25 protein-coding genes are annotated in these 25,411 nt (G+C 64.4%); 10 read left to right on the top strand and 15 right to left on the bottom strand.

Annotated elements, in window-relative coordinates:
* Positions 1–41: 41 nt before the first annotated feature.
* The 8 genes from EN949_RS12675 to EN949_RS12640 form a co-directional block, all read right to left on the bottom strand.
* A complete protein-coding gene (locus EN949_RS12675; RefSeq protein ID WP_024502120.1) occupies positions 42–986 on the bottom strand; it encodes an acetamidase/formamidase family protein in 945 nt (314 codons plus the stop codon).
* Entirely contained in the window at positions 976–2,619 is a 1,644-nt protein-coding gene (locus tag EN949_RS12670; protein WP_063169703.1) for an ABC transporter substrate-binding protein, read from the bottom strand. Before EN949_RS12670 ends, EN949_RS12675 begins: the two co-directional genes overlap by 11 nt.
* A 33-nt stretch (positions 2,620–2,652) precedes the next feature.
* Positions 2,653–3,573 carry an ABC transporter permease gene (locus EN949_RS12665; RefSeq protein ID WP_024502122.1) on the bottom strand — a complete coding sequence of 307 codons (921 nt, stop codon included), beginning with the start codon at positions 3,571–3,573 and terminating at the stop codon, positions 2,653–2,655.
* Positions 3,570–4,436, bottom strand: coding sequence for an ABC transporter permease (locus EN949_RS12660; protein WP_128278528.1), 867 nt, complete (start codon positions 4,434–4,436; stop codon positions 3,570–3,572). Before EN949_RS12660 ends, EN949_RS12665 begins: the two co-directional genes overlap by 4 nt.
* Before the next feature lie 19 nt (positions 4,437–4,455).
* Positions 4,456–5,073, bottom strand: coding sequence for an ANTAR domain-containing protein (locus EN949_RS12655; RefSeq protein ID WP_063169702.1), 618 nt, complete (start codon positions 5,071–5,073; stop codon positions 4,456–4,458).
* On the bottom strand, positions 5,070–6,164 hold the full coding sequence (locus EN949_RS12650; protein ID WP_127366551.1) for a transporter substrate-binding protein: 1,095 nt from the start codon (positions 6,162–6,164) through the stop codon (positions 5,070–5,072). Before EN949_RS12650 ends, EN949_RS12655 begins: the two co-directional genes overlap by 4 nt.
* A 178-nt stretch (positions 6,165–6,342) precedes the next feature.
* The gene (locus EN949_RS12645) at positions 6,343–6,831 is read right to left on the bottom strand and encodes a hypothetical protein (RefSeq protein WP_013528538.1); all 489 of its coding nucleotides are present in this window, start codon (positions 6,829–6,831) and stop codon (positions 6,343–6,345) included.
* A gap of 206 nt (positions 6,832–7,037) precedes the next feature.
* Positions 7,038–7,907, bottom strand: coding sequence for a helix-turn-helix domain-containing protein (locus tag EN949_RS12640; protein ID WP_013528539.1), 870 nt, complete (start codon positions 7,905–7,907; stop codon positions 7,038–7,040).
* A gap of 92 nt (positions 7,908–7,999) precedes the next feature.
* Between EN949_RS12640 and EN949_RS12635 the strand changes: the two genes are divergently transcribed.
* Both EN949_RS12635 and EN949_RS12630 read left to right on the top strand, forming a co-directional pair.
* Complete coding sequence (locus tag EN949_RS12635) at positions 8,000–9,544, top strand: 4-hydroxyphenylacetate 3-hydroxylase N-terminal domain-containing protein (protein ID WP_127366550.1); 1,545 nt, start codon at positions 8,000–8,002, stop codon at positions 9,542–9,544.
* Positions 9,545–9,550: 6 nt separating this feature from the next.
* Positions 9,551–10,060, top strand: a complete 510-nt coding sequence (locus EN949_RS12630) for a flavin reductase (RefSeq protein ID WP_013528541.1) — start codon at positions 9,551–9,553, stop codon at positions 10,058–10,060.
* Between the two features lie 29 nt (positions 10,061–10,089).
* Here EN949_RS12630 and hpaR read toward each other — a convergent pair whose 3' ends face one another.
* Positions 10,090–10,485 carry a homoprotocatechuate degradation operon regulator HpaR gene (gene hpaR / locus EN949_RS12625; protein WP_224620863.1) on the bottom strand — a complete coding sequence of 132 codons (396 nt, stop codon included), beginning with the start codon at positions 10,483–10,485 and terminating at the stop codon, positions 10,090–10,092.
* A gap of 215 nt (positions 10,486–10,700) precedes the next feature.
* Between hpaR and EN949_RS12620 the strand changes: the two genes are divergently transcribed.
* The 5 genes from EN949_RS12620 to hpaH all read left to right on the top strand — a co-directional run bounded on the left by EN949_RS12620 (position 10,701) and on the right by hpaH (position 15,522).
* Complete coding sequence (locus EN949_RS12620) at positions 10,701–11,087, top strand: 5-carboxymethyl-2-hydroxymuconate Delta-isomerase (RefSeq protein WP_127366549.1); 387 nt, start codon at positions 10,701–10,703, stop codon at positions 11,085–11,087.
* An 11-nt stretch (positions 11,088–11,098) separates the two neighbouring features.
* Entirely contained in the window at positions 11,099–12,616 is a 1,518-nt protein-coding gene (gene hpaE, locus EN949_RS12615; protein WP_127371702.1) for a 5-carboxymethyl-2-hydroxymuconate semialdehyde dehydrogenase, read from the top strand.
* Between the two features lie 14 nt (positions 12,617–12,630).
* Entirely contained in the window at positions 12,631–13,611 is a 981-nt protein-coding gene (gene hpaD, locus EN949_RS12610) for a 3,4-dihydroxyphenylacetate 2,3-dioxygenase (protein WP_127366215.1), read from the top strand.
* Positions 13,612–13,846: 235 nt separating this feature from the next.
* Positions 13,847–14,719: a fumarylacetoacetate hydrolase family protein gene (locus tag EN949_RS12600; protein ID WP_013528546.1), complete on the top strand. Its 873-nt coding sequence runs from the start codon at positions 13,847–13,849 to the stop codon at positions 14,717–14,719.
* Positions 14,716–15,522, top strand: a complete 807-nt coding sequence (gene hpaH, locus EN949_RS12595) for a 2-oxo-hept-4-ene-1,7-dioate hydratase (RefSeq protein ID WP_127366216.1) — start codon at positions 14,716–14,718, stop codon at positions 15,520–15,522. Before EN949_RS12600 ends, hpaH begins: the two co-directional genes overlap by 4 nt.
* Before the next feature lie 28 nt (positions 15,523–15,550).
* On the opposite strand, the gene EN949_RS12590 is transcribed toward hpaH, so the two are convergent.
* The 6 genes from EN949_RS12590 to EN949_RS12565 are packed head-to-tail and all read right to left on the bottom strand — an operon-like array spanning position 15,551 to position 21,980.
* Positions 15,551–16,573, bottom strand: coding sequence for a phosphotransferase (locus EN949_RS12590; RefSeq protein WP_127366217.1), 1,023 nt, complete (start codon positions 16,571–16,573; stop codon positions 15,551–15,553).
* A complete protein-coding gene (locus EN949_RS12585; RefSeq protein WP_127366218.1) occupies positions 16,570–17,862 on the bottom strand; it encodes an aminotransferase class III-fold pyridoxal phosphate-dependent enzyme in 1,293 nt (430 codons plus the stop codon). Before EN949_RS12585 ends, EN949_RS12590 begins: the two co-directional genes overlap by 4 nt.
* A gap of 33 nt (positions 17,863–17,895) precedes the next feature.
* Positions 17,896–19,245, bottom strand: coding sequence for an aminotransferase class III-fold pyridoxal phosphate-dependent enzyme (locus tag EN949_RS12580; protein ID WP_127366219.1), 1,350 nt, complete (start codon positions 19,243–19,245; stop codon positions 17,896–17,898).
* A gap of 19 nt (positions 19,246–19,264) precedes the next feature.
* Positions 19,265–19,933, bottom strand: a complete 669-nt coding sequence (locus tag EN949_RS12575) for an HAD-IA family hydrolase (RefSeq protein WP_127366220.1) — start codon at positions 19,931–19,933, stop codon at positions 19,265–19,267.
* Entirely contained in the window at positions 19,930–21,210 is a 1,281-nt protein-coding gene (locus EN949_RS12570) for a Tm-1-like ATP-binding domain-containing protein (RefSeq protein WP_127366221.1), read from the bottom strand. The genes EN949_RS12575 and EN949_RS12570 overlap by 4 nt, the downstream gene beginning before the upstream one ends.
* Positions 21,210–21,980 (bottom strand): IclR family transcriptional regulator, encoded by a 771-nt coding sequence (locus tag EN949_RS12565; protein WP_024502134.1) that lies wholly within the window; start codon positions 21,978–21,980, stop codon positions 21,210–21,212. The genes EN949_RS12570 and EN949_RS12565 overlap by 1 nt, the downstream gene beginning before the upstream one ends.
* Before the next feature lie 173 nt (positions 21,981–22,153).
* Here EN949_RS12565 and EN949_RS12560 point away from each other — a divergent pair, with 173 nt between their 5' ends.
* The 3 genes from EN949_RS12560 to EN949_RS12550 form a co-directional block, all read left to right on the top strand.
* Positions 22,154–23,602, top strand: a complete 1,449-nt coding sequence (locus tag EN949_RS12560) for an APC family permease (RefSeq protein ID WP_127370896.1) — start codon at positions 22,154–22,156, stop codon at positions 23,600–23,602.
* Between the two features lie 58 nt (positions 23,603–23,660).
* On the top strand, positions 23,661–24,848 hold the full coding sequence (locus tag EN949_RS12555; protein WP_127370895.1) for a cytochrome P450: 1,188 nt from the start codon (positions 23,661–23,663) through the stop codon (positions 24,846–24,848).
* The coding region (locus EN949_RS12550; RefSeq protein WP_127371701.1) for an aldehyde dehydrogenase family protein at positions 24,845–25,411 on the top strand (567 nt) is incomplete at its 3' end. The genes EN949_RS12555 and EN949_RS12550, both read left to right, overlap by 4 nt.

Here is a 25,411-nt window from a genome sequence, read left to right as displayed (position 1 = left end):
GCGTGACCCGGAGAGGGATTTACTCCGGCACCCCCCCCTCCTCATTCAAACACGCAGCGCGGAAAGTAGAACGACACCACCCAGTTCGGCATGTCAACGATCTCGCTGATGCGGAGATCGCCGCAGACCGAGGCCAGCATATAGGCCTCGACTGGGTCGATGTGATAACGACCGGCGAGCAGGTCGACCATCTGCGCAACCGCTTCCCTGGCGCCGGTCATCAGGTCCGGACCGATGCCGGTCGTCACCTCATAGCCCTTGGCGTCGAGATGGCGCGTCACCGGGCCTGGCGTGGTGAAGCGCGGCGTCTTCAGCCTGGCATCCTTGACCAGGTCGAGCTTGAGCACGACGTCCATCGGACTTTCGATCGCCGTGCCGCAGACCTCGCCGTCACCTTGCGCGGCATGGGTGTCGCCGACCGAAAACAGCGCGCCCGCCACTTCCACCGGCAGATAGAGCGTGGTGCCGGCGGCGAGATCGCGGATGTCGAGATTGCCGCCGACGCGCCTTGGCGGCACCACCGAGTGGTGGCCCTTTTCCGCCAGCGCGTTGCCTATGGTGCCGGCGAAGGGTTTCAACGGCACACGCGCATTCTTGCCGAACAGCGCCGGCTCGAGCGAGGCAGCGTCGTATTTCCAGATGTTCAGCGCCGGCTCCTTGAAGTCGTCGGCGAGCAGCCCAAAGCCCGGAATGTTGGCCGTCCAGCCGAAGCCGGACGGCTTGAACATCTCGATCGTCACCTTCAGCGCGTCACCCGGCTCGGCCCCCTCGACGAAGATCGGCCCGGTCACCGGATTGACGGTGGCGAAGTCGAGCTTGGCGACGTCGGCGACCGTGCTGCCGGCCTGCAACTGGCCGCCGGAGGAATCGAGGCACTGGAACTCGATCGTCGAGCCGGGCGCCACCCGCTCGGCCGGGGCAAACGAATTGTCCCAGCCGAAATGATGTTGGCGCCCGTGGATGGTGTAGTCGCAGTTATTGCACATCTTTTACGTACACATTGTCGTAGTTGATCGGGATATGAACCGGGTCGACATAGAGGTTGTCGGCGCCGCCCATGCGCGCCGATTTCATGGTGAAGCGCTGCTCGTTGAAGACCGGCGCCCAGGGCGCGTCTTCCATCACCTTGTCGTAGATGGCGCTCCACATCTTGTCGCGTTCGCCTGATTTAGCCGGGTCGACCACCGAGTCGGCCTCGGCCGCCTTGGCGTCGAGATCCTTGTTGCAATACCACGACCAGTTCCAGCCGCCGGGCACCGCACCGGCGCAGCCGAGGATCGGGCCGTAGAAGTTCGACGGATCCGGGAAGTCGGCGATCCAGGCCATGCCGCCGGACCAGATCATCGGTGCGCCGGCCTTGTCGCCGCCGGCGGCAATCACGTTTGCCTGCGCCAGCGACTGGATGCTGGCCTTGATGCCGATCGCCGCCAGATCCTGCTGGATCGCCTGGGCGATGCGCGGGTTGGGATCGGTGTTCATGGCAAACAGCTGTGTCTCGAAGCCGTCGGGGTGGCCAGCCTCTGCGAGCAGCGCCTTGGCCTTGGCGACGTCATAGGGATAGCCCTTGTATTCCTTGTCGTAGCCCGGCATCGACGGCGGCAGCGGCTGGTTGGCCGGCACGGCGCGGCCGTTGATGATCTGGATGACGCGCGCCTTGTTGATCGCCATGTTGACTGCCTGGCGCACCTTAACATTGTCGAACGGCGCCATGGTGGTGTTCATGGTGACATAGCCGGTGTGCAGCTGGCCGCCTTCGACGACGCGTGCCTTCTGCTCGGGATCGGCCATCACCTCCTGGAATTTTGCTGGCGGAATGCCGTCGCCGGGGACGTCGATCTCGCCCTTCTGCAGGCGCAGCAGCGCCACGATCGGCTCCTGGCCGATCTCGAAGGTGATCTTGTCCAGATGCGGCAGGCCCTTGTGCCAATAGTCCGCATTGCGCTCGAAGACGATGCGCTCGCCGAGCGTCCACTCGGCGAGCTTGAAGGCGCCGGTGCCGACCGGATGCTTGCCGAAATCGGCGCCGTATTTCTCGACCTCTTCCTTCGGCACGACATGGGCGAAGTTGATGGCCATCACATGCAGGAAGGTGGCGTCGGGGCGGGTCAATTCGAATTTGACCGTGTAAGGGTCGACGACGGTGACGCCGGAGAGGCTCTCGGCCTTGCCGGCGGCGACATCGTCATAGCCCTTGATCGAGCCGAAGAAGCCGGCGCCGGGGCTCTGCGTCTTCGGATTGGTGACGCGGTCGAGCGAATATTTCACGTCGTCGGCCGTCATCTCGCGGCCATTGTGGAATTTCACGCCATGGCGCAGCTTGAAGGTGAAGGTCTTGCCGTCGGGCGAAATCTCGTAGCTTTCGGCGAGGTCGGGTTTCAAATTGGTGGTGCCCGGCTCGTAGTCCATCAACCCGTCGAACAGACTCTTGATCATCGACCAGTTCTGCCAGTCATAGCCGATCGCCGGATCGAGCGTGGCGACGTCGTCCTTGTAGGTGATGGTGATGGCGCCGCCCTGCTTGGCGTTCGGATCGACGGCGTCCTCGGCGCGAACGCTCGTCATGCCGAGCATCAGCGCCAGCGCCGATGCCGCTACCGTGGATGCGAGAAACCTTTTCATTTTTATGTTCCCTTTCTCTGTCTGGTTTTCATTTCATCTGAGCTTGATGCGGGGGTCGATGAAGGGCGCGATGATGTCGGCCAGCAGATTGCCCAGCACGATGGCGAAGGCCGACACCAGCGTCACACCCATGATGATCGGGATGTCGACGCGCTGGATGGCCTGCCAGGCGAGCTGGCCAATGCCGGGCCAGCCGAATACGCTTTCGACGACGACGATGCCGCCCATGAAGATGCCTATGTCGATGCCGATCATGGCGATCACCGGCAGGATGGCGTTGGGCAGCGCATGGCGGAACAGGATAGCTCGCCGCGCCAGGCCTTTGGCGCGGGCGGTGCGCACGTAATCCTGGCGCAGCACGTCGATCATCGACGAGCGCATCATGCGCGCGTACCAGCCCGCGCCGAGGATTCCCATGGTCAGTGACGGCAGCACCAGATGACGCCAGGTGCCGTAGCCGCCGATCGGGAACCAGCTGAGCCGCACGGCAAAGACGTAGAGCAGCAGCAGACCGACGACGAATTGCGGCGCCGAGACGCCGACGAAGGAGGCGACCATCAGCGTCTGGTCAGTGGCGGTGCCGCGCTTGACGGCGGCGATCAGGCCCATGCTCAGGCCGAGCAACAGCTCGCACAGGATGGCGCCGACCATCAGCAACAGGCTGGCCGGCAGCCGCGAAACGATCAGCTCGGTGACTTCGGAGCGCTGGATGTAGGAGCGGCCGAGATCGCCGCTGACGAGCTTCGTGAGATAGCGCCAGTACTGGACGACGAACGGCTGGTCGAGGCCGAGCTGCTGGCGGATGTTCTCGACCGTCTGCGGCGTGGCACTGCGGCCGGCGATCTGGCGCACCGGATCGGCGGGCAGGAGATAGAGCAGAGCGAAGGTGATCAGCGAGACGCCGAGCAGGATCAGCAGCGACTGGATGAGGCGGCGGCCGAGATAGGCGATCATGCCCGGCCTCTTTGCGTCGGATCGAGGATGTCGCGCAGCGCATCGCCGATCAGGTTGAAGGCGAGCGCCAGCGCCAGGATCGCGGCACCCGGAAAGAACACCAGCCAGGGTGCGGCCTGGAAATAGGTCTGGTTCTCGAAGATGATGTTGCCCCAGGACGCCGTGGGCGGCTGGACGCCGATGCCGAGGAAGGAGAGTGTCGCCTCGAGCAGCACGGTGGTCGAAATGCCGAGCGTGCCCCAGACGATGATGGTCGGTAAGAGATGCGGCAGGATGTGGCGAAACAGGATGCGCGGCGCGCTCGCGCCGATGGTGCGTTCGGCATCGATGAACTCACGCTCCGCCAGCGATGAGGTCTCGGTGTAGATGACGCGGGCGGTCTGCACCCAGTTGACCAAAGCGATGACCATGGCGACGATCCACAGGCTGGGCTCGAACACCGCGGCCAGGCAAATGGCGAGCAGCAGTGCCGGAAACGCCATCATCAAATCGGTGAAACGCATCAGCGCGCTGCCGATCCAGCCACGGAAATAGCCGGCGACAACACCGACCAGCGTGCCAATGAACAGTGCCACGCCATTGGCGACGATGCCGATGATCAGCGAGGTGCGGGCGCCGTAGAGGATGCGGGTCAGGAGGTCGCGGCCGAGCAAGTCGGTGCCCAGCCAGAATTTTGCATCCGGCGGCAAGGGCGAGCCCTCGATGGTCAGGCCGTCGAACATCTGCTCGTTGGGATCATAGCCAGTCAGCCATGGCGCCAGCACGGCGCCGGCAACGACGATGGCGACGATGACCAGCCCGAGCAGAGCCAGACGGCGCCTGACCAGCCGGCGCCAGACGCCGGCGCGCGGCTTGACCGGCATGCGCCCTGGCGCGGTGAGATCAGGCGCGATGGGACTGGTCATCGTCGCCTTCTTCGCCCGTTGCTTCTTCGCTTGTCATTGCCACGATCCGCCGCGCGGCATCCTCGACGCTGATCTGCCAGCTCATCGCCAGCGAGCGCAGCTGCGCATAGGCGCGGCCGTCATCGGCGCCTTTCGCCAGTGCCGTCACCGCGCGAACGATGGTCTGGCGTTCGGCAACGCGCTGGCGAAGCGAGGCGATCTCGCTGGCCAGGTGTTTTCGCGCCTCGAAACTCTGGCGCGCGATCAGCAGCGCGCTGTAGACGCCGGCATTGCCGACCGGCTTCAGCAGCTGCGCATCGGCCTTATGCGACAGCGCCCATTCGATGCGGCCCGGCGCCTCGGAACCGATCAGCGCCACCAGCGGCATCGGTGCCTCGCCCGGCTTCCACGGAAACTGCTCGTCAAAGCCGAGATCGGCGTCGAAGAAGACGAAATCGGCGGCCAGCGTCTCGGGCGGCAGTTCCGGCCAGCAATCCAGCGTGATCAGCCCGATGGCCGACAATTGCCTGGTGATCGCCTGCACCGTCGGATGTGGGCGATGCAGGATAAACGCCCTGGCGCCGCCGAGATTGGGGATGCGTGGGGCTCTGGTCACGACACCACCCTCAGGCGCGGGCGGCCGAATGTTTTTGCCGGGTCGTAGCGCGACAGATACGGATCCGGCGCGACTTCGTCTTCGCGCCTGACGACCTCGAAGAAGCCGTCCGCGATGCGCCCGATGATCACCGGCAGTGTCGCGTGCTGCGAGTGGGCGTCGATGGCGATCGGACCGAGCCGGGTGGAGAAGCGGCGTTCGGCGAAGGCTTTGGAGAATTCCGCCGGACCGGCGTCGGGATTGCTGGAGAGCACGTCGGCCATCACCTGCACCGAGGCATAGGCGGAGGCCTCGAAGGATGAGGCAAAGGCAGCCGGGCGCGGCGCGAAATACGGCCCGACCGACAGATGTCCCTTGCCGGATTCACCGATCGCCGGCAGCTCACCTTCGGTCAGGTTGCAGGAGATGACGGGGCAAGTCCCGGGACTGAAGGCGGCATCCTCGTGACCCAGGTCGCGATAGGCCGCGAGGAAGGCGTAGGACGAGGTGCCGATCAAATTGTTGAGGATGAAGTTCGGCCGCGTGGCGCGGATCTCCGCGATCAGCCGCGACACGTCGGTCTCGCCGATGCGCAGATAGCGTTCGCCCAGCACCTTGCCGCCGGCATCCGCGATCAGGTCGCGCGCGACGCGATTCATCTCCCAGCCCCAGATGTAGTTCGAGCCGAGCAGGAAGCCGTTGGCGCCGAAACGCGGCACGACATGCGCCATCAGCGGCACCAGATGCTGGTTGGGGCAGGCGTGCATGTAGACGACATGCTCATTGGCTTCGAAGCCCTCATAGGGGCAGGCGTACCAGAGCATGCCGCCGGCTTTCTCCAAGACCGGAATGGTTTCCTTGCGGCTCCAGGAGGTGACGCAGCCGATGACATGGCGTGCGCTGCTGGTCTTGAAGATATCTTCGCAAAGCGTTGCGTAGCGGTCCGCATTGCTTTGCGGATCGCGCTCCACCGGCACCAGTTCGATGCCTGAGCTGCGATCGGCGTTGATGTCGGCTATGGCGCGCATGGCGCCGATGCGGCACGCATCGGAGACGAGCTGATAGCTCCCCGAGCGGGAATACAGGATGCCGATCTCGATGCGCCGTTTCAAACAGGACCCCAGAAATGACAATGCCTCGCAGCCTGCGCCGGAAGGGCGAGGCATACGAGGCATTTTTGCCGCCCGGCAATCAGAGCCGGTATTTTGCGCTAGCGTATTCGGTCCGGCGGGTCAGTCAAGCCCTCAATGACATTTGCATGACCTGCCATCGCCGTTTCGCTGCCGCCGGCTATTTGGCCGCCGGCCTCTGGCCGAGTTGGCGGGCATAGGTCACACAGGCGTCCACCGTGCTGACACAAAGCGCGTCGCGCCTGTTCGGCAAATTGTTGTCGCCGGCATAGGCAACTTCGGCGACGCGGCCATCGACCATGCGAATTTGCGTATCGCAATAGCCGCCGGGAGCGACATTGACGGAGCCGCCGACCGCCGGGATCGCGCCGACCGCCAACGTCGGAACCACAATGCTGAGATTGCCGCGCTGGACGATGCGCTTGTAGGTCCAGATCTGGCCCGATTGGCCGGCGTCGGCGGTGGCGGTCGGAAACCCGGCGCACATTCGAACATCGGCTTCGCTGAGGCCGACCATCTCCTTGCGGGCAGCCGCCGCCGTTGGATCAACCTTGGCGATACGCGACGTGTCGTCGGGAACGACGCAGGAAGACTGGATGGCGACACAGAGAGCAGCGAGGCCAAGCTTTCGAATGCAGGAAAATATCATGCCGACTGTCAGATTTGCCCGATTGTCAGATTTTGCGTGGCGCCCGCCGCTCCTTTCTACCTAGGCAGACAGGCGAGCGGATCAACCCGTTCAGCTTCACGAAAAAGTGGCTGTGGCTGCATCATGGCCGGTCGGGAAGCCAACGCCCTGGCGGAAGCGGGCTCGCGCCGGAACGGCGCGCCAAGGTCCGCATCCATGGTCACCCATCAATGACCCTGCAACTGTTTCCGCCGCCAGGACGCGGGCGCTTCGCCGACCCGCGCGCGAAAGAATCGTGAAAAATACGCCGGGTCGTCGAAGCCGATCTCGTAGGCGATGTCCTCGACCGAGCGTACGGTGAACAACAGCAGCCGCTTGGCCTCCAGCAGCCGTCGCTCACCGACGACGCGTTTGACGCCGCTGCCCAGCACCGCGCGGCTGGCCTTGTCGAGAAGATGCGGCGTCGTGGCCAGCGCCTCGACGTAGCGATCAACAGGCCAGTTGTCGCGGAAATGCGCATCGGCGAGCCGGCGCAGCCCCAACGCCAGTGAGGCATCAGAAGACGCCGTGGCATCCTTTGTCTCGGGACTGAGGCGCGCGATGTGGGAGAGCGCGACGGCGATCAGCGCCTGCAGGACCCTGTCTTTGCCGGCTTGCGCCTCGGCGTATTCGGCGGCGATCATCTCCAGCACCGCCGCCAATCTGGCCCACGCTGCGTGCTGCGGCATGCCGTCGGCAAAGACCGGCCGGTCCAGCGGCAGCAGGCTGTGAGCCGCGATGGCCGCAAGCGCGCCGTCGGCGACCGAGACGACGATGGCGTCGGTGCCGGGTCCGATCGAGAAGCCGTGCACGATAGTGCTCGGCACGAAACTCACGGCAGGCGCCGAAAAGTCCCAGGATCGGTCTTCGATGCGGTAGGTACCGGAGCCGCTGGTCCAGAAGGTGATCTGACCCATCTGCGGGTGCTTGTGCGCGGCGACCTCACCAAGATGGATATTGCCGCGCGCAAGCACCGTCTCGACATGCAGAAAACCGACATCGAGCGGCCGCACCGGCTCGCCATAGACGAAGAAGTCGGGGATGGATCTCTGGCTCATGACGCCGGAAAAAGTCCAATCGGTTTTGCCGTTCCGTCCATAACCGATCGATGCCCAGGGCGCTAGGGTTACGGCTTAAGAGGAGGACCATCATGCGATCAGAAGACTTCCGCACCGATAAGGCACGCCCATTCACCGGGGCCGAGTATCTGGAGAGCCTGCGCGATCGCCGCGAGGTCTATATCAACGGCGAACGCATTGCCGACGTCACCACGCATCCGGCGATGCGCAATTCGGCGCGGTCGCTGGCGCGCCTCTACGACGCCCTGCATGATCCAAAGCGGCGGGACGCGCTGACGTCACCAACCGACACCGGCTCGGGCGGCTACACCCACAAATATTTCCGCGTTGCCAAGTCTTCCGCCGAGCTTGTTGCCCAGCAGACGGCGATCGCGGAGTGGTCGCGCATGTCCTATGGCTGGATGGGCCGCACGCCCGACTACAAGGCGGCGCTGATGAACACGCTCGGCGCCAATGCCGACTGGTACGGGCCGTTCAAGGACAATGCCCTGTCCTGGCACAAACGCGCGCAGGAAGCCGCGTTGTTCATGAACCACGCCATCGTCAACCCGCCGATCGACCGCCACAAGCCGGCCGAACAGGTGAAGGATGTCTTCGTCCACATCACCAGGGAGACGGACGCCGGCATCTACGTGTCCGGCGCCAAGGTGGTGGCGACGTCCTCGGCGCTGACGCACTACAATTTCCTGGCGCAAGGGTCGGCGACGGTGACCGAGGATCCGTCGCTGTCGGTGATGTTCATCGTGCCGATGAATGCGCCGGGGATAAAGATGTTCTGCCGCGTCTCCTACGAGCAGACGGCCAACACGGTGGCGGCACCCTTCGACTATCCGCTGTCGTCGCGCTTCGACGAGAACGACGCGATCCTGGTGCTCGACAATGTCTTCATCCCCTGGGAGGACGTGCTGGTGCTGCGCGATGCGCAAAAAATCCTGTCCTTCCATCCGGCCTCCGGCTTCATGCATGGCTACTGCTTCCAGGGCTGCACGCGTTTCGCCGTCAAGCTCGACTTTCTCGCCGGCCTGCTGGCCAAGGCGCTGCGCGCCACCGGCGGCGATGCTTTCCGCGGCAACCAGGCGGCACTGGGCGAGGTCATTGCGCTCAGGCACATGTTCTGGAGCTTTTCCAACGCCATGGCCTACAACCCGATCCCATGGGCGAATGGCGCCGTCCTGCCCAACCTGGAAGCCGCGCTTGCCTACCGCACCTTCATGTCGGAAGCCTATCCGCGCGTCATCGACACCGTGCGCCGGGTGATCGCCTCGGGGCTGATCTACCTGCCGTCGTCGGTGCGCGACTTCAACAACCCCGAGATCGACAAGTATCTGTCGCAATATGTGCGCGGCTCCAACGATATGGGCCACATCGAACGCATCAAGATCATGAAGCTGTTGTGGGATGCGACCGGCACCGAGTTCGGCGGCCGCCACGCGCTCTATGAGCTCAACTATGCCGGTGCGCCGGAAGAGGTACGGCTGCAGGTGCTGAAAGGCGCCGAGCGCGGCGGGCGGCTGAAGGCGATGGAAGAGCTGGTCGACACCTGCATGGCCGATTATGACGAGAATGGCTGGACCGGCGATACCTGGTTCCATCCGCTTGTCTCAACGGCCGAGTGAAATCACATGGCCACGCAGATTTCGAAAGCCGATTTCCGCGACGCCATGGCGAGGGTCTGCGCGCCGGTCAACATCGTCACCACAGACGGGCCGGCAGGACGCGGCGGCTTCACCGCCACCGCCATGTGCAGCGTCTCGGACGAGCCGCCGACGCTGCTCGTGTGCATGAACGGGCGCTCGACGCAGGCCGCCATGTTCCTGTCCAACCGGCGCTTCTGCGTCAACGTGCTGACGCATGACCACATGCATCTGGCGGGAAAGTTCGCCGGCGCGACCAGGGACATGGAGGCGCGCTACGCCTCGGCGCGCTGGCAGACGCTGACCTCCGGCACGCCGGCGCTGTCGGATGCGATCGTCAACTTCGATTGCGAGATCGAGACCGTGCATGTCGTCGGCACGCACAATGTCATGATCGGCCGCGTCATCGATGTCCGGCACGGCAGCGGCGGCTCGGCCCTGCTCTATGTCGACCGGAATTATACGCAGCCGACACGGTTGGGCAGCTTTGGCGGGTGAGCCTGGGCGAAACGGCCAGGACCGACCGCTCAGCTCTCGCCGTCGATCAAGCTCTCCAAGAGGTCGAGGAGCTGCTCCAGCTTCTCATGCCCAAAACGCTGTTCGATGTCGTCATAGATGACGCGACGCTCGGGCGACAGGGCGTCGATCAGGGCGGAGCCGGCAGGCGCAATGGTCAGCACGACGCGGCGGCCGTCGCCTTCGGCCTTGTTGCGGGTGATGAATTTGCGTCCCTCGAGGGCCTTGATGATGCGCGTCAGGCTGGGCGGCAAAACCGAGGCGCGATCGGCAAGTTCCGTCGCCTCGACCGGGCCGGCTTCGCTGAGCACACGCAGCACGCGCCATTGCTGTTCGGTCACGTCATGCGCCGCAAGCATCGGCCGAAACCGCGCCATCACCGCTTCGCGGGCATGAAGCAGCGCCATCGGCAGGGAACGACGGGTGTTTTCAGGCAGCAAAAAAGAGCCTCCCACGCTTGCGATCGAAACAGGCCTTCCCTCGGTCGAATCCGCCTGCCGGGGCCCGTTCCTGCCATCCCGTATCGTTGCGCCAAGGCCGATGCAAGACTTGACTTCGCGGATGCCGCATGTAATTAACGCGTTAACTACAACAAAGCAATAACCCAGGGAAACGAAGCGCCGTGCCTCACTTCTCCATCGAGTATTCGGCCAATCTCGATGCCAAGGTCGATATGGACGAATTGTGCGGGCTGGTGTTGCGCACAGTGCTGGACACCGGGCTGTTCGAGACCGGCGCCGTGCGGGTGCGGGCCTTTCGCGCCGAGGCCTACGCGATGGCCGACAGCCTGCCGGAAAACGCTTTTCTCGACATGTCGTTTCGCATCGGCACCGGCCGCAGCCCGGACGAGAAGAAGCGGACCGGCGAGGCTGTCTTCGCGGCGGTGAGCGAATACCTTGCCACCCTGTTCGAGACCCCGCATTTCGCCCTGTCGCTCGAAATCCGGGAAATCGACCCGGTGCTCAGCTGGAAGAAAAACGCAATCCACCCGCGGCTGCGCGGCAAGTGACGGAACCCGACATGTCCGACCTGCAAGGCAATCTGAAAAAGGCCGAGGCCTATCTGGCCCGCTTCAAGCGCGATGGCGTTTTGAACCAGATCGGCGGCGAGGCGGTGCCGGCCCTCGATGGCGCGACGTTCGAAACGCTGTCGCCGGTCGACCTCAAGCCGCTGGCAAGCGTCGCGCGCGGCGGCGCCGCCGACATCGACCGCGCCGCCAAGGCGGCGAAGGCGGCGTTCCCAGCCTGGGCGGCCATGCCTGGCGAGGCACGCAAGAAGCTGCTGCACAAAATCGCCGACGCAATCGAAGCGCGCGCCGAGGAGATCGCTTTTGTCGAATGCATGGATACCGGCCAGGCGCTGAAGTTCATGGCCAAGGCAGCGCTGCGCGGTGCCGAGAATTTCCGTTTCTTCGCCGACCGCGCGCCCGAAGCGCGCGACGGCGAGACGCTGCGTACGACAGGCCAGGTCAATATGACGACGCGCGTTCCGATCGGCCCGGTCGGCATCATCACGCCGTGGAACACACCGTTCATGCTGTCGACGTGGAAGATTGCGCCAGCGCTGGCGGCCGGATGCACCGTGGTTCATAAGCCGGCTGAATTCTCGCCGCTGACCGCCCGCCTGCTGGTCGAGATCGCCGAGGAGGCCGGCCTGCCGAAAGGCGTATGGAACCTGGTCAACGGCCTTGGTGAAGACGCCGGCAAGGCGCTGACCGAGCATCCCGACATCAGGGCGATCGGTTTTGTCGGCGAAAACCGCACCGGTTCGATGATCATGAAGCAAGGCGCCGGCACGCTGAAGCGCGTGCATTTCGAGCTTGGCGGCAAGAACCCTGTGATCGTCTTTGCCGACGCCGATCTCGAGCGCGCCGCCGACGCCGCCGTATTCATGATCTATTCGCTGAATGGCGAGCGCTGCACCTCGTCGTCGCGGCTTCTGGTCGAAGCCTCGATCTATGAAAGCTTCACCGCCAAAGTCGCGGAGAGGGCGAAGCGCATCGTCGTCGGCCACCCGCTCGATCCGAAAACGGTGGTCGGGCCGCTGATCCATCCGGTGCATGAAAAGAAGGTGCTGTCCTATATCGACATCGGCAGGTCGGAGGGGGCGACGCTGGCCGTCGGCGGCGGCAAGGTCGATGGACCGGGAGGCGGCTGTTATGTCGGCCCGACCCTGTTCACCAACGTGACCAACGGCATGCGCATCGCGCAGGAGGAGATTTTCGGGCCGGTGCTGAGCGCCATTCCGTTCAACGACGAGGCGGAAGCGCTGGCGCTGGCCAACGACACGCAATACGGCCTGACCGGCTATCTCTGGACCTCTGACGTCACCCGCGCCTTCCGTTTCACCGATGCGCTGGAGGCCGGCATGATCTGGGTTAACTCCGAGAACGTGCGGCATTTGCCGACCCCCTTCGGCGGCGTCAAGAATTCCGGCATCGGCCGCGACGGCGGCGACCATTCCTTCGACTTCTACATGGAGACGAAGAACGTCGCCTTCGCGACGACGGCGCACGCGATCCAGAAACTCGGCGGCTGACCGGAGGAAATCGGATGCCCTTGCCCAAACCCAATCTCTACCCCGCCTTCAACATCGTGCGCCTCAGCCATGTCGAGTTGGCCGTCACCGACCTCGCCAAATCCCGCGCCTTCTATGTCGACACGCTCGGCCTGCAGGTTACCGACGAGACATCGGACACCATTTATCTCAGGGCGCTGGAGGAGCGCGGGCACCATTGCATCGTGCTGAAGAAGGCGGCCGCAGCCGAGGCGCGCGATCTCGGCTTCAAGGTCTTTTCGGACGAGGACCTCGACAAGGCCGAGTATTTCTTCAAGGGCAAGGGCATGCCGGTGGAATGGGTCGAGCGGCCCTACCAGTCGCGCACTTTTCGGACGCGCGACCCGCACGGGATTCCGCTGGAGTTCTATGCCCAGATGGAAAGGCTGCCGCCGATCCATCAGAAATATGCGCTCTACAAGGGCGTCAAGCCGCTGCGCATCGACCACTTCAACTGCTTCTCGCCCAATGTCGACGAGTCCGTCGCCTTCTACAACGAGCTCGGTTTTCGCGTCACCGAATACACCGAGGATCCCGCAACCGGGAAGCTTTGGGCAGCTTGGACGCACCGCAAGGGCGGCGTCCACGACATCGCGTTCACCAACGGCATCGGCCCGCGCCTGCATCATGTCGCCTTCTGGGTGCCGACGCCGCTCAACATCATCGACCTGCTCGACCTGATGGCGACCACGGGCTATTTGCCGAACATCGAACGCGGCCCCGGCCGGCACGGCATCTCCAACGCCTTCTTCCTTTATGTCCGCGACCCGGACAACCACCGCATCGAGATCTACTGCTCGGACTACCAGACGGTCGATCCCGACCTGGAGCCGATCAAGTGGGACCTCAAGGACCCGCAGCGCCAGACGCTGTGGGGCGCACCGGCGCCGAAAAGCTGGTTCGAGGAGGGCAGTGCGTTTGCCGGGGCGGAGGCGCGCCAGCCGGATTTGGCGGCTTCGCCGATCATTGCGCCGTGAGTGGGATTTTGGAGATGTCAGCGTTCCGTGGCGCCCCCCTCTGTCCTGCCGGACATCTCCCCCTCAAGGGGGGAGATTGGCTAGGCCCATGGTCAGCGCCTCTCTTGCAGCGTTGGAAATTGGCGAAGGCAGAGATGACATCCGATCTCCCCCCAAGAGGGGGAGATGTCCGGCAGGACAGAGGGGGGCGCCGTAGAGCGCCATCCTCGCCCACCACCATTGCCGGAGCCGCAGCATGAAGCACGCACGGCTCGCCACCTTCACCGTCGGCGGCAAGGCGCGCTATGGCGCGGTCACCAGCAAGGGTGTCGTCGACCTGTCGGCGCGCCACGGCCAGTGGCCGACGCTGCGGGAAGTGATCGAGGCCGGCGCCTTGCGGCGGCTGGCGGAAGAGGCCGAGGCCTTCCCGATCGATTTCCCGCTCGACGCCATTGCCTACGAAATTCCGATCCCTTCGCCGGAAAAGATCATCTGCGTCGGCGTCAACTATCCGGACCGCAACGAGGAGTACAAGGACGGCCAGGCAGCACCCTCGAATCCGTCGCTGTTCGTCCGTTTTCCCCGCTCCTTCGTCGGCCATGGCGCGCCGCTGGTGCGGCCGCCGGAATCCCCGCAGCTCGACTATGAGGGCGAAATCGTCATCGTCATCGGTAAGGCGGGACGGCGCATTGCCGAGGCCAACGCGCTCAGCCATATTGCGGCACTGTCGCTGTGCAATGAAGGCACCATCCGCGACTGGGTGCGGCATGCCAAGTTCAACGTCACGCAAGGCAAGAATTTCGACCGCAGCGGTTCAATCGGCCCATGGCTGGTGCCGTTCACCCACGAGGCGCAGATCGCCGACATCGCGCTGACCGCCCGCGTCAATGGCGAAATCCGCCAGCAGGACCGCACCAGCCGGATGATCTTCTCGTTTCGCAAGATTATCGCCTATGTCTCGACCTTCACCACGCTGGTGCCGGGCGACATCATCGTCACCGGCACGCCGACGGGCGCCGGCGCCCGCTTCGTGCCGCCGATCTGGCTGAAGCCGGACGATGTGATCGAGGTGGAGGCCGATGGCATTGGCATGCTTCAAAACGGCGTCGTCGACGAGGAAGCAGCATGACCCCGGAGCAAGTGGAAGACGCCGCGGCACGGCTGTTCGAGGCCGAGCGTTCACGCCGCCAGATCCGGCTGCTCAGCCTCGATTTTCCCGAGGCGACGATGGAGGATGCCTATCGCGTGCAGGCAGCGCTGGTGACGCGCAAGATCGATGCCGGGCTGAAGCCGAAGGGCTGGAAGATCGGCCTGACCTCCAAGGCGATGCAATATGCGCTCGCCATCGACACGCCGGATTCGGGCGTGCTGTTCGACGACATGTTCTTCGACGATGGCGCGACCATTCCCGCCGGCAGCTTCATCCAGCCGCGTGTCGAGGCCGAGATCGCCTTCATCATGAAGGCGCCTCTGAAAGGCCCCGGCGTGACGATCTCCGACGTGCTCAACGCCACCGACTACATCACACCGGCGCTGGAAATCCTCGATACGCGCATCGAGCGCGTCAATGCCGAGACCAAGAAGGTACGCACCTTCTTCGACACGATTTCGGACAATGCCGCCAATGCCGGCATCGTCATCGGCGGCCGGCCGCAGCGGCCTGATGAAGCCGACATGCGCTGGATGGGCGCCATCGTCTCGCGCAATGCCGAGGTCGAGGAGACCGGGCTTGGCGCCGGCGTGCTCAACCATCCGGCGATGGGCATTGTCTGGCTGGCCGACAGGCTCGCCCGCTACGGTATGTCGATCGCGGCTGGCGAGGTGGTGCTGTCGGGATCGTTCGTGCGTCCGGTCGAGGCACGGCCCGGCGACACGATCGTCGCCGATTTCGGCAGTTCGGGCACGGTCAGCATCCATTTCGCGAAGGGCTGACGGTTCCGCCAGTTCTTATCAATCGGCCCTATTCGCCATGCAGATAGGCAATCACCACATCGGCTGCGATGGCCGACATGCGCAGGCCGACCTCCCTGGTGATTTCGCCTTCGACGCGGCTCTGCACCCAGCCGAGGAAGGCGAAGGCCCGCAAGGCAGAGAACAGCGGCAGCGCGGCGATGTCGCGCGCCGTCAGTTCGCGCTCCTGCCGATAGCCCTTGAGCAAAGCGGCCTCGATCAGCGGATAGATCGCCTCATCGCGGTTCTGGTAAAGCGCGACGGCAAGGTCGTACATGTGCCAGCCATAGCCGCAATCGTCGAAGTCGATGATGCGGATCGCGCCGTCATGCACGAGCACGTTCTCGCGCACCAGATCGGCGTGGATGATGCCGAAATTGCGGGCGCTGCGTTCATGCTCCGACAGCGCCTGCACGGCCTTTTCCCGCGCCTGGAAAACCAGCTCGCGACGAGGACCGTCGAGGAAGGGCGAGGTCTCGAAACGGCCCCAGTTCGGGTTCGCGCCGAAGAAGCCGTCAAAGTCCCAGGCATGACGGACAAAGCCGGCGGGCGGCGTCCAGGCTGATGTGACATTGTGCATGTGGGCGATGGTTCGGCCGATAGCGGAGAAGATCCGCTTTGCCTGTTCAGGCGTATAATCCAGCGGCACGCCTCGCGCACCGACGGCGCGGCCTTCCAGCCAGCTCAGGCAATCGGCTTGCCGGGGTTGCATTGAGGCGTTCGCGCTGACGAGCACGTACAGCTCGCCGGCGGGTGTGGCGACCGGCGACGGCGTGGCGATGCCGGCCGATTGCAGAAAGCCCATCCATTGCAGTTCCGAGCGCAGCGCGGCATCCGTGTGATAGCCGAGCCGGTGAATACGCATGGCAGCCGGCTGGCCATCGGGCAAGATGACGCGAAACACCGCGTTCTCGCGGTATTTCAGCAGCTCCGGCTCACCCTCATCAACGCCCCAGTGGACAAGCGCCCGCCTGGCAAGCGCCGTGACATAAGCTGCCGTTTCGGGCTCGGATTGCGTGGAAACTGCGTTCACATCTTCACTCCGCCGACTTCACCAAGCACCTCGTCGAGGACGCCGATCAGGAAATCGGCATTGCCGCGGGAAAACGGCATCGGCGGGCGGATCTTCAGCACATTGCCGTGGATGCCGGTCTTGCCCATCAGCACGCCGCGCTGGCGCATGCGGTTGGCGACCTCATCGGCAATGTCTGATGCCGGCTCGCGCGTCTCTCGGTCGTGAACCAGTTCGGCGCCGAAGAACAGGCCAGCGCCCCTGACCTCGCCGATACATTCATGGCGATCGGCGAGCGGGCGCAGCAGGTTGAGTGCATAGGCGCCGACGTCACGCGCGTTGGCAACGAGATCTTCCTGCTCGATGACGTCGAGAACGGCATTGGCCACCGCGCAGGAAACCGGATTGCCGCCGAAGGTGTTGAAATAACGGAAGGCGTTGCGGAAGGTCGCCAATATCTCCCTTGATGTGACCACGGCGGCGATTGGATGGCCGTTGCCCATCGGCTTGCCCATGGTGACGATGTCGGGAACGAAGCCTGCGCGCTGGTGGCCCCAGAAATGACTGCCGGTGCGGCCGAAACCAGGCTGCACCTCGTCGGCGATGACCAGTCCGCCGGCGTCACGCACCGCGCGCATCGCGTCGTCGAAAAAGCCGGATGGGAGCGTCGGAAAGCCTTCATTGGCGAGCAGCGGACAAAGGATGATGCCGGACAGGCCGATACCGTCCTTTGCCAGCACGGCGATGGCTTCGCGCACCGCGTCGCCAAAGGCTTTGCCGTTGGCCATCGCAGCCGGATGGCGATAGCTGTCAGGCGCCGGCACCAGCCTGACATTGCGGGCGCGGCCGCCGACCGGCGGCATGCGGGTGCTGAGCTGCGAAACCGCCGCGGTGTTGCCATGATAGGTGGCGTTGGTGGCGATGATACCCATGCGGCCGGTGGCGGCCTGCGCCATGCGCAGCGCGATGTCGTTGGCCTCGCTGCCGGTGCAGGTCAGGATGGCGGTCGACAGGCTGGCATCGAAGGTCGCGGTCAGCCGCTCGACATAGTCGAGGATGGCGGTGTGAAGATAGCGCGTGTGGGTGTTGAGCAGGCTTGCCTGCCGGCACAGGGCCTCGACCACATAGGGGTGGCAGTGGCCGACATGGGCGACATTGTTGTACGCGTCGAGATATTTGCGGCCGTCGGCATCGTAGAGCCAGACGCCTTCGCCGCGCACCAGGTGCACGGGCTCGTCATAGAACAATTGCGATTTCGCACCGAGCAGGCGCGAGCGCCGGCTAACCAGCGCTTCTTGCGGTTGAGTCATTGCGTCTCGAAACTCCGTTCTCTCCAATAACCGTCAGACCTTCGACAGGCCTGCATCCAATGCTTCGCCGATCCTCGCGACATCCGCGGCGCTGACGATAAGCGGCGGCGACAGGATGATGGCGTTACCGGAGACGCGCAGCATGACGCCGGCCTCGTAGGCCGCCTCCGAAACCAATGCCATGGTCTTCTTGTCGGCGGGCTTTTTCGTCGCGCGGTCCGAGACCAGCTCCAGTGCCGCCATCAGGCCCTTGTACCGGACATCGCCGACGATCGCATGCTTCGCCTTCAGCCCCTCCAGCACGGCTGCGAGTTCGACACCACGCGCGGCCGCGTTCTCGTTCAGGCGCAGCCGTTTGGTCTCGGCAAGCGCCGCCAGACCCGCGGCGCAGCCGACAGGATGGCCGGAATAGGTATAGCCATGGCCGATGGCGCCGAAGCTGGTCTTGTCGGCCTCGAAGACATCGGCGACCTTGGCGCCGATCAAAGTGGCGCCGAGCGGGAAATAACCCGAAGTGATCGCCTTGGCGATGGTCATGAAATCCGGCTTCACACCGGACAGACGCGAACCCGACCATGCGCCGGTGCGGCCGAAGCCCGTCACCACTTCGTCGGCGATCAGCAGGATCTCGTGGCGGTCGCAGATCTCGCGCACCAGCGGCATGAAGCTCTCATGCGGAACGATGACGCCGCCGGCGCCGAGAACCGGCTCCATGATGAAAGCGGCGATGGTGTCGCCACCCTGGAAGGCGATTTCGTCCTCCAGCGCCCTGGCGCAGAGTTTTGCCAGCCGCACTGGGTCGGTCTCGTCGAACGGATTGCGGAAGGTCCAGGGCGCAGGAATGTGGAAGACGCCCGGCAGCAGCGGCTCGTAGTTGCGGCGGAAATTGGCGTTGCCGTTGACCGACGCGCCGCCGAAATGCGTGCCGTGATAGCCTTTCTTCAAGGCGATGAATTTGGTGCGGTCGGCCTGGCCGCGGATCTTCCAGTACTGCCGCGCCAGCCGAAGTGCCGTTTCGACCGAATCCGAGCCGCCCGAAGTGAAAAACGTCCGCACCATGCCTTCTGGCTCGAACCATTCGCAGAGTTCGTAGGCGAGCTCGATCGACGGGCCGGTCGAGGTGCCGCGAAAGCCGGAATAATAGGGCAGCGCGCCAAGCTGGTCGGCGATCGCTTTCTTGATCGGGTCGCAGCTGTAGCCGAGATTGACGTTCCACAGGCCGCCGACGGCGTCGAGCACGGTGTTGCCGGCGATGTCGGTGACCATCACACCCTCGCCTTTCATGATCACCTTTGGCGGGTTGGCCCGCATCTCGGCCGGATGCGCCATCGGATGCCAGATCGGCTTGGCGTTGGTTTCGGTGAGAAAATTGATGTCGCGCATAATGGACTCCGCAAAAATCTCAGGCAACTGGGACGAGGTCGAAATGGCCGAGGGCCTCGGCATAGGAATGAGCCGGGCGGGCGACGTCGAAATGCACCGTGCGCATGCCGGCAGCACAGCCGCCATCGACATTGCGCCGCTGGTCGTCGACGAAGACGCAAGCGCCGGCCGGCACGCCGAGCGCCTCGGTGACGAAGGCATAGGCACGCGGGTCGGGCTTGAGGATGCCGGTGTAAGTGGCGTCGATGATCACATCGAACAGGCCAAGCAACGGCAGCCGCTGGCGGAAGTCGGCGCCGTAGAACAGGTCGAGTTCATTGGACAGGATGGCCAGTCGAAAACCGGCGGCATGCACCGTGCGAATGGTGCTGTCAGCCTCCGGCCGCACCACCTTTTCCGGCTCGGCCCCTCGCGCGCGCCGGACGAAGGTCTCCATCGCCTGCCAGTCCTCGCCCACCAGACGGCCGACCTCGCTTGTGCGTGTGCGCCAATAGTCACGCTCGCTGATCTCGTCGGCCTGCATGGCGCGCCACAGCGGATCGCTGCCCGGATCGAACGGCCCGCGCCATTGCAGCGTCCCCGGCGCGAGGCCGAGCGCCTGTTCGGTCAAGGCGTGGGTCTCGAACAGCGTGCGGGTGACGACGCCGCCGAAATCGAGGACAAGCGCCTGGACGGGAACAGCACTCACGCCGCCACTCCCTTGGCCGGCTTGCCGCGCGGGACGATGCCTTCCTCGACCCAGCGGTCGAAGATCTCGAGCGCCTTGCCGACGAAGTCGTCGCTGTTGATGTGAGCGTCGATCTCGTGGAACTCGACGCCGGCGGGAATGACCTTGCGCATTTCGTCAGTGAAGGCGGCCAGGGCTTCCGGCTCATAGAGCGGCTCGCCCTCCACGTCCCATTCCTGGATGCCCTGGGACGGCAGGATGAAGGCGGAGCGGCCTCTGGCGGCACCGAGCTTGGCGGCGATGGTCCTGGCGACCTGGCGGCGATCGTCGGCATCGACGGTGATCGAAGCGATCAGCCTGTTATGGGCGTGAAACGGCCGCTTCGAGAATTTAGCCGGCAAATCCTGCCAGGTCGGCAGGTCGACCATGTCGACCGCGCCGGGTGCGGCGATCTGCGGAATGCCGCGGGCACCGGCATTCTCCAGCCGGTCGGCGCCGGAACTGACGACTGAGCCCGCGAGATGGTTGGTGATCTCCTGCAGGCTGAAGTCGAACACCGCGCAAAAATGGTCTTGGCCGGCAATCGATTCGAAGGCACGGCCGCCCATCCCGGTGGTGTGGAAGACGGCAACGTCATAGCCGCGCTGTTCCAGCGCCGGCTTCAGCGTCTTCATGTAGCGCAGGCAGCTGCTGCCGAGCGAGGTCATGCCGATGGTCGGCCCGATTGCCGGAGCCGACATGCGAGTCTCCAGCACGATCCTGGCCGCGCCGACGACCGCACCACAGGCCTGTGACAGGACCAGCCTGCAGATCGAGTTGAGGCCGTACAGCCCGCCCGCCCAGAGGATCATCATCAGGTCGGGCGCGACGCGCTCGGGTGGGATGAGGTGCGAATAGGCGATGGTCGAGACGACGAATTTCGGCACGCCGAGCGGCAGGCAAAGCGCCACGTCGAGCGCCAGATCGGTTCCCATCGAACCGCCGATGGCGATGAAGGCGTCGATCTCGCCGTTTTGATGGAGCTTGCGCACCAGTTGCACGGCGCCGCCGGCCATCAGCGTCATGGCGGTGTTCTCGTCACCGCTCGAAACGATCTCGGCGATCGTCACATCCACCGCCCGCGCCACGGCGTGCTTATCGTGGTCCGGGCTGTAGGGCGGGTCGCCCAGCACGCTGACATCCATCATCACGGCGCTGCCGCCCGACTGCTCGATGCACTGTTTCATGAACAACAGCTCTTCGGCCTTTGTGTCGCCCGTGCCGATGACCAGGATGCGGGGTGCTGTCTCCGAGGGCATCAGGCCTGCCTCCTCAGGGTTTGCAGGTTTTCACCGTTGAGGCGCATGGAAATCTCCCGTGCCGCCGCCCTCACGGCAAGTCCCCGCTCCGTGATCGCGGCCGCCGTCGTTCTGGCCTTTGGCGCCGCCACCGCGATGGTGCCGAGCGCAAAGCCATCCGCCCCGCGGATTGCCGCCGCGACGCTGATCACACCTTCCTCATAGCCCTGGTCGCAGATCGAATAGCCGCGCTCGCGCGCCTCGCCCATGGATCTTGAGATGGCGGCCGGCTCGATCAGCGTATGGGCCGTGAAGGCATCGAGCGAACCCGTCAGGCACGCCTTGACGGCCTCGTCGCGGGCGAAGGCCAGATAGGCGATGCCCGACGCGGTCGAATGCAAAGGCAGCAACTGACCGATGTCGATGTTGACCCGGTTTGCCCATGCTGGATGCTCGACGTGGACGGTGACCAGCCTGTCGACGCCGAATTCCGACAAATGCACGGTCTCGGCCGTCGATGCGGCCAGGTCCCGCACCAGCGGAACGGCCGTCTGCAGGAAGGGAAAGCGCGCCTCGCGGATGCGCGCCAGCCGCGACAGGCCGGCGCCGAGGCGATAGTGCCGCGTACCCGCATCCTGCTCGACGAAACCACGGCCGGCCAGCGCTACCAGCAGCCGCCTTGTCGTCGCCTTGTCGAAGCCCGAGCGGCGCGCCAGATCGGACAGGCCGAGCTCGGGCTCGTCGACGTTGAACAGCTCCAGAAGCGAGATCGCTTTTCCGACCGTACTCAAATTTGCCTCCCGGTTCGGGACAATCATTTAACGTGTGAATTAACTTGACAGGCATCAGCATTGTTTGCAAGTCTATATTCAAAATAACGGTTCAAATAATGAACCAACCACCAGAGTGCATGGGACAGGCCATTCGGCCGGCGAACTCAAGGGTTTGCAAACAGGAGGGATCAATGACAGCAGTCTCGGAACAGGCGCCGGCCAACAGGCTGCGCAAGAACAGTCTTGGCGTCGGCGCCATCACCTTCATGGTGATTTCTGCGGCCGCCCCACTCACGGCAGTCGCCGGCGGCACGCCGCTTGGCATGCTGATGGGCAATGGCGCCGGCTTTGCCGGCACCTATCTCATCGTGACCGTGCTGCTGCTTTTGTTCGCGGTCGGCTATGTCGCCATGTCACGCCATGTCGGCAATGCCGGCGCCTTCTATGCCTATGCCGCACGCGGCCTCGGCAGCATGGCCGGCGGCGCCACGGCGCTGATCGCCATCCTGTCCTACAACGCCATGCAGATCGGCGTCATGGGCCTGCTGGGCGCCGCAACCGCCGGCCTGTTCGCCGGCTGGGGCATCAACCTGCCCTGGTGGGTGTGGAGCTTCATCGCCATCGCGCTGGTCGCCGTGCTCGGCTATCGGCAGGTCGACCTCTCCGCCAAGATCCTGACGGTGCTGGTGCTGTGCGAATATCTTGTGGTGCTGATCCTCGATATCGCCATCCTCAAGACCGGCGGCGATAGCGGCCTGTCGGCGGCGCCATTCAGCTGGAGCCAGATCGTCAGCGGCTCGCCGGCCATCGCCATCCTGTTCTGCTTCGCCGCCTTCATCGGTTTCGAGGCGACGACGATCTATGCCGAGGAAGCCCGCGACCCAAAGGTCACAATTCCGCGCGCCACCTATTTCTCGGTCGTGCTGATCGGCGTCTTCTACATGCTCACGGCATGGCTGATGGCGGTCGGCGCCGGTGTCGACAAATTGCTGCCGACGCTGCAGGGATTGCAGGATCCGACGACCTTCCTGTTCGGCCTGTCCGACCGCTACGCCGGCACGATGCTTTCGCAGGCGATGAGCATCCTGTTCGTGTCGAGCCTGTTTGCCGGCGTGCTGGCGTTCCACAATGCGGTTGCCCGCTACGTCTATGTCTCGGGCCGCGAAAAACTGTTGCCGCAGACGATCGGCGTGACGCATCCGGTGCACCAGAGCCCGCATGTCGCTTCCGTCATCCAGAGCGTGCTCGCCGCGGTCGTTGTCGGCCTGTTCGCCGTGCTCGGCCTCGATCCGGTGCTGGCGCTGTTTTCGTGGCTGACCAATGTCGCGACGCTCGGCGTCATCGTGATGATGGCGGTGGCATCGCTTGCCGTGGTGATGTTCTTCCGCGCCAACCCGGCGGCCCACGAGAATGCGCTGAAGACCACCATCCTGCCCGGGCTGACCTTCATCGCCTTCGTCATCATCATCTATTTGATCGTCATCAATTTCGGCAGCCTGTCGGGAGCCGGCGGTTTCCTTGGCGTGTTCCTGCCGGGGCTGGTGCTGATCGCCGCGATCATCGGCCTGCTGCTGGCCAGCGCCCTGAAGAGCCGCGATCCGGTCGCGTTCAAAAACCTCGGCCAGCCGCTGAAAGATTGAGAAAAGCACAGGGGCGGCATGCCACGCCGCCCCTTACACCACAAGGGGAGTGGCGGATTTGAGCTTTGCCGAAAATATCACCGTCGAGGCATTGGAAGCCGATCCCTACCCGATCTATGCAGAGCTCAGGCGCAGTGCGCCGGTCGCTTTCGTGCCGGCGGTCAATCTTTGGTTCGTCACCCGCTGGAAGGATGTCGAGAGCGTCGCCAAGTCGCCCGAGATCTTCTCCGCCGTCGTCGGCTCGTCACCAGTTGAGCGTTCCTTCGGCAAGCCGACCATCCTGACCACCGATGGCGAGACGCACAAGCAACTGCGCCAAGGCGTCGACCCGAAATACCGGCCGCGCACCGTCGCCGCCTATGCCGGCGACCTCGTGCGGTCGATTGCCGAACCTTTTCTGGACCGGATCGTCAACCAGGGCTCCGCCGAGCTGATGGCCGATTATTTCGAGCCGGTGTCGACGCTCAGCCTGGCGCGCTCGCTCGGCCTTGCCGACATCGACATGCCGACGCTGCGCCGCTGGTTCTACGGCCTTGCCCAGGGCGCCATCAATTTCGAGAACGATCCGAAACGGCAGGAGATCGCCGACGCAATCAGTGCCGAGGTCGGCGACGCCATCCTGCCGACGCTGGAAAGACTTGCGCACCAGCCAGATGACTCGGCGCTGTCGCATATGCTGCGTGACGGCATGCCGGAGGGCACGACGCGGCCGATCGACTTTCTGATGCCCAGCATCAAGGTCATCCTGCTTGGCGGCATGCAGGAGCCCGGACATGGCGCCGGCTCGATCCTCGCCGGCCTGCTGGCCCATCCCGAGCAATTGCGGCAGGTGCTCGCCGATCCCGAGACTTTCGTGCCGAGGGCGGTCGACGAGGGCCTGCGCTGGGTGGCGCCGATCGGCACGCAGACGCGGCAGACGACGCGGGCAGTCGAGCTTGGCGGTGTGACGATCCCGGCCGGCGCTGCCGCCCTCGTCTCTTCGGCAAGCCGCGACGAAAGCCGCTTTGCCGATCCCGACCGCTTCGACATCAACCGCAACGAAGGCAACCATGCCGCCTTCGGCTTCGGCCATCATTTCTGTTCGGGCCGGTTCTTCGCACGCGAGCAGATGTGCCTTGCGGTGAGGCTGTTGCTCCAACGCTTCCCCGATCTCAGCCTTGTGCCGGGCAAGGAACCGGTGTTTCGCGGCTGGGAATTCCGCGCGCCAACCACATTGCATGTTTCCCTTGGAGTCCGTCACCAATGATCAGTCAGAATGCCATCGAAACGCTGCGCAAGACGGAGATCGGCGCGCAGGGCCTGTTCATCGATGGCGTGCAGGTCGAGGCAACAAGCGGCGCAAGCCTGCCGGTGACGTCGCCGATCGACGGCCGACCTTTCGCCAGCATCGCCGACGGCAACGCCGCCGACATCGACCGCGCCGTGAAGTCGGCGCGCAAGGCGTTCGAGAAGGGCTCGTGGTCGCGCGCCGCACCCGCCTTTCGCAAGAAGGTGCTGACGAAATTCGCCGAGCTGGTCGAGAAACACGCCGATGAGCTCGCCGTGCTCGGTGTGCGCGACAACGGCACCGAGATCGGCATGGCCTACAAGGCAGAACCGCTGTCGGCGGCAGGCACCATCCGCTACTATGCCGAGGCCATCGACAAGGTCTATGGCGAGATCGCGCCGACGGCCGAGAATGTGCTCGGACTGATCCACAAGGAGCCGCTCGGCGTCGTCGGCGTCATCGTGCCGTGGAATTTCCCGCTGATGATCGGTGCCTGGAAGATCGCGCCTGCACTTGCCGCCGGCAATTGCGTGGTGGTGAAG

Origin of the sequence: Mesorhizobium sp. M7A.F.Ca.US.007.01.2.1 (assembly GCF_003998165.1) — a bacterium.
GTDB classification, from domain to species: domain Bacteria; phylum Pseudomonadota; class Alphaproteobacteria; order Rhizobiales; family Rhizobiaceae; genus Mesorhizobium; species Mesorhizobium ciceri.
Note: the sequence above shows the minus strand (reverse complement) of the source record. Positions and strands in the feature narration are given on the sequence as shown.

What these genes read in the sequence shown, in the direction of transcription:
- EN949_RS12630 (WP_013528541.1), top strand. Translation starts at nt 9,551, where the DNA reads ATGGCCACGCAGATTTCGAAAGCCGATTTCCGCGACGCCATGGCGAGG.
- EN949_RS12640 (WP_013528539.1), bottom strand. Translation starts at nt 7,907, where the DNA reads ATGAGCCAGAGATCCATCCCCGACTTCTTCGTCTATGGCGAGCCGGTG.
- hpaR (WP_224620863.1), bottom strand. Translation starts at nt 10,485, where the DNA reads ATGGCGCTGCTTCATGCCCGCGAAGCGGTGATGGCGCGGTTTCGGCCG.
- hpaD (WP_127366215.1), top strand. Translation starts at nt 12,631, where the DNA reads ATGCCCTTGCCCAAACCCAATCTCTACCCCGCCTTCAACATCGTGCGC.
- EN949_RS12675 (WP_024502120.1), bottom strand. Translation starts at nt 986, where the DNA reads ATGTGCAATAACTGCGACTACACCATCCACGGGCGCCAACATCATTTC.
- EN949_RS12585 (WP_127366218.1), bottom strand. Translation starts at nt 17,862, where the DNA reads ATGACTCAACCGCAAGAAGCGCTGGTTAGCCGGCGCTCGCGCCTGCTC.
- EN949_RS12580 (WP_127366219.1), bottom strand. Translation starts at nt 19,245, where the DNA reads ATGCGCGACATCAATTTTCTCACCGAAACCAACGCCAAGCCGATCTGG.
- EN949_RS12560 (WP_127370896.1), top strand. Translation starts at nt 22,154, where the DNA reads ATGACAGCAGTCTCGGAACAGGCGCCGGCCAACAGGCTGCGCAAGAAC.
- EN949_RS12665 (WP_024502122.1), bottom strand. Translation starts at nt 3,573, where the DNA reads ATGATCGCCTATCTCGGCCGCCGCCTCATCCAGTCGCTGCTGATCCTG.
- EN949_RS12570 (WP_127366221.1), bottom strand. Translation starts at nt 21,210, where the DNA reads ATGCCCTCGGAGACAGCACCCCGCATCCTGGTCATCGGCACGGGCGAC.
- hpaH (WP_127366216.1), top strand. Translation starts at nt 14,716, where the DNA reads ATGACCCCGGAGCAAGTGGAAGACGCCGCGGCACGGCTGTTCGAGGCC.
- hpaE (WP_127371702.1), top strand. Translation starts at nt 11,099, where the DNA reads ATGTCCGACCTGCAAGGCAATCTGAAAAAGGCCGAGGCCTATCTGGCC.
- EN949_RS12645 (WP_013528538.1), bottom strand. Translation starts at nt 6,831, where the DNA reads ATGATATTTTCCTGCATTCGAAAGCTTGGCCTCGCTGCTCTCTGTGTC.
- EN949_RS12660 (WP_128278528.1), bottom strand. Translation starts at nt 4,436, where the DNA reads ATGCCGGTCAAGCCGCGCGCCGGCGTCTGGCGCCGGCTGGTCAGGCGC.
- EN949_RS12635 (WP_127366550.1), top strand. Translation starts at nt 8,000, where the DNA reads ATGCGATCAGAAGACTTCCGCACCGATAAGGCACGCCCATTCACCGGG.
- EN949_RS12600 (WP_013528546.1), top strand. Translation starts at nt 13,847, where the DNA reads ATGAAGCACGCACGGCTCGCCACCTTCACCGTCGGCGGCAAGGCGCGC.
- EN949_RS12670 (WP_063169703.1), bottom strand. Translation starts at nt 2,619, where the DNA reads ATGAAAAGGTTTCTCGCATCCACGGTAGCGGCATCGGCGCTGGCGCTG.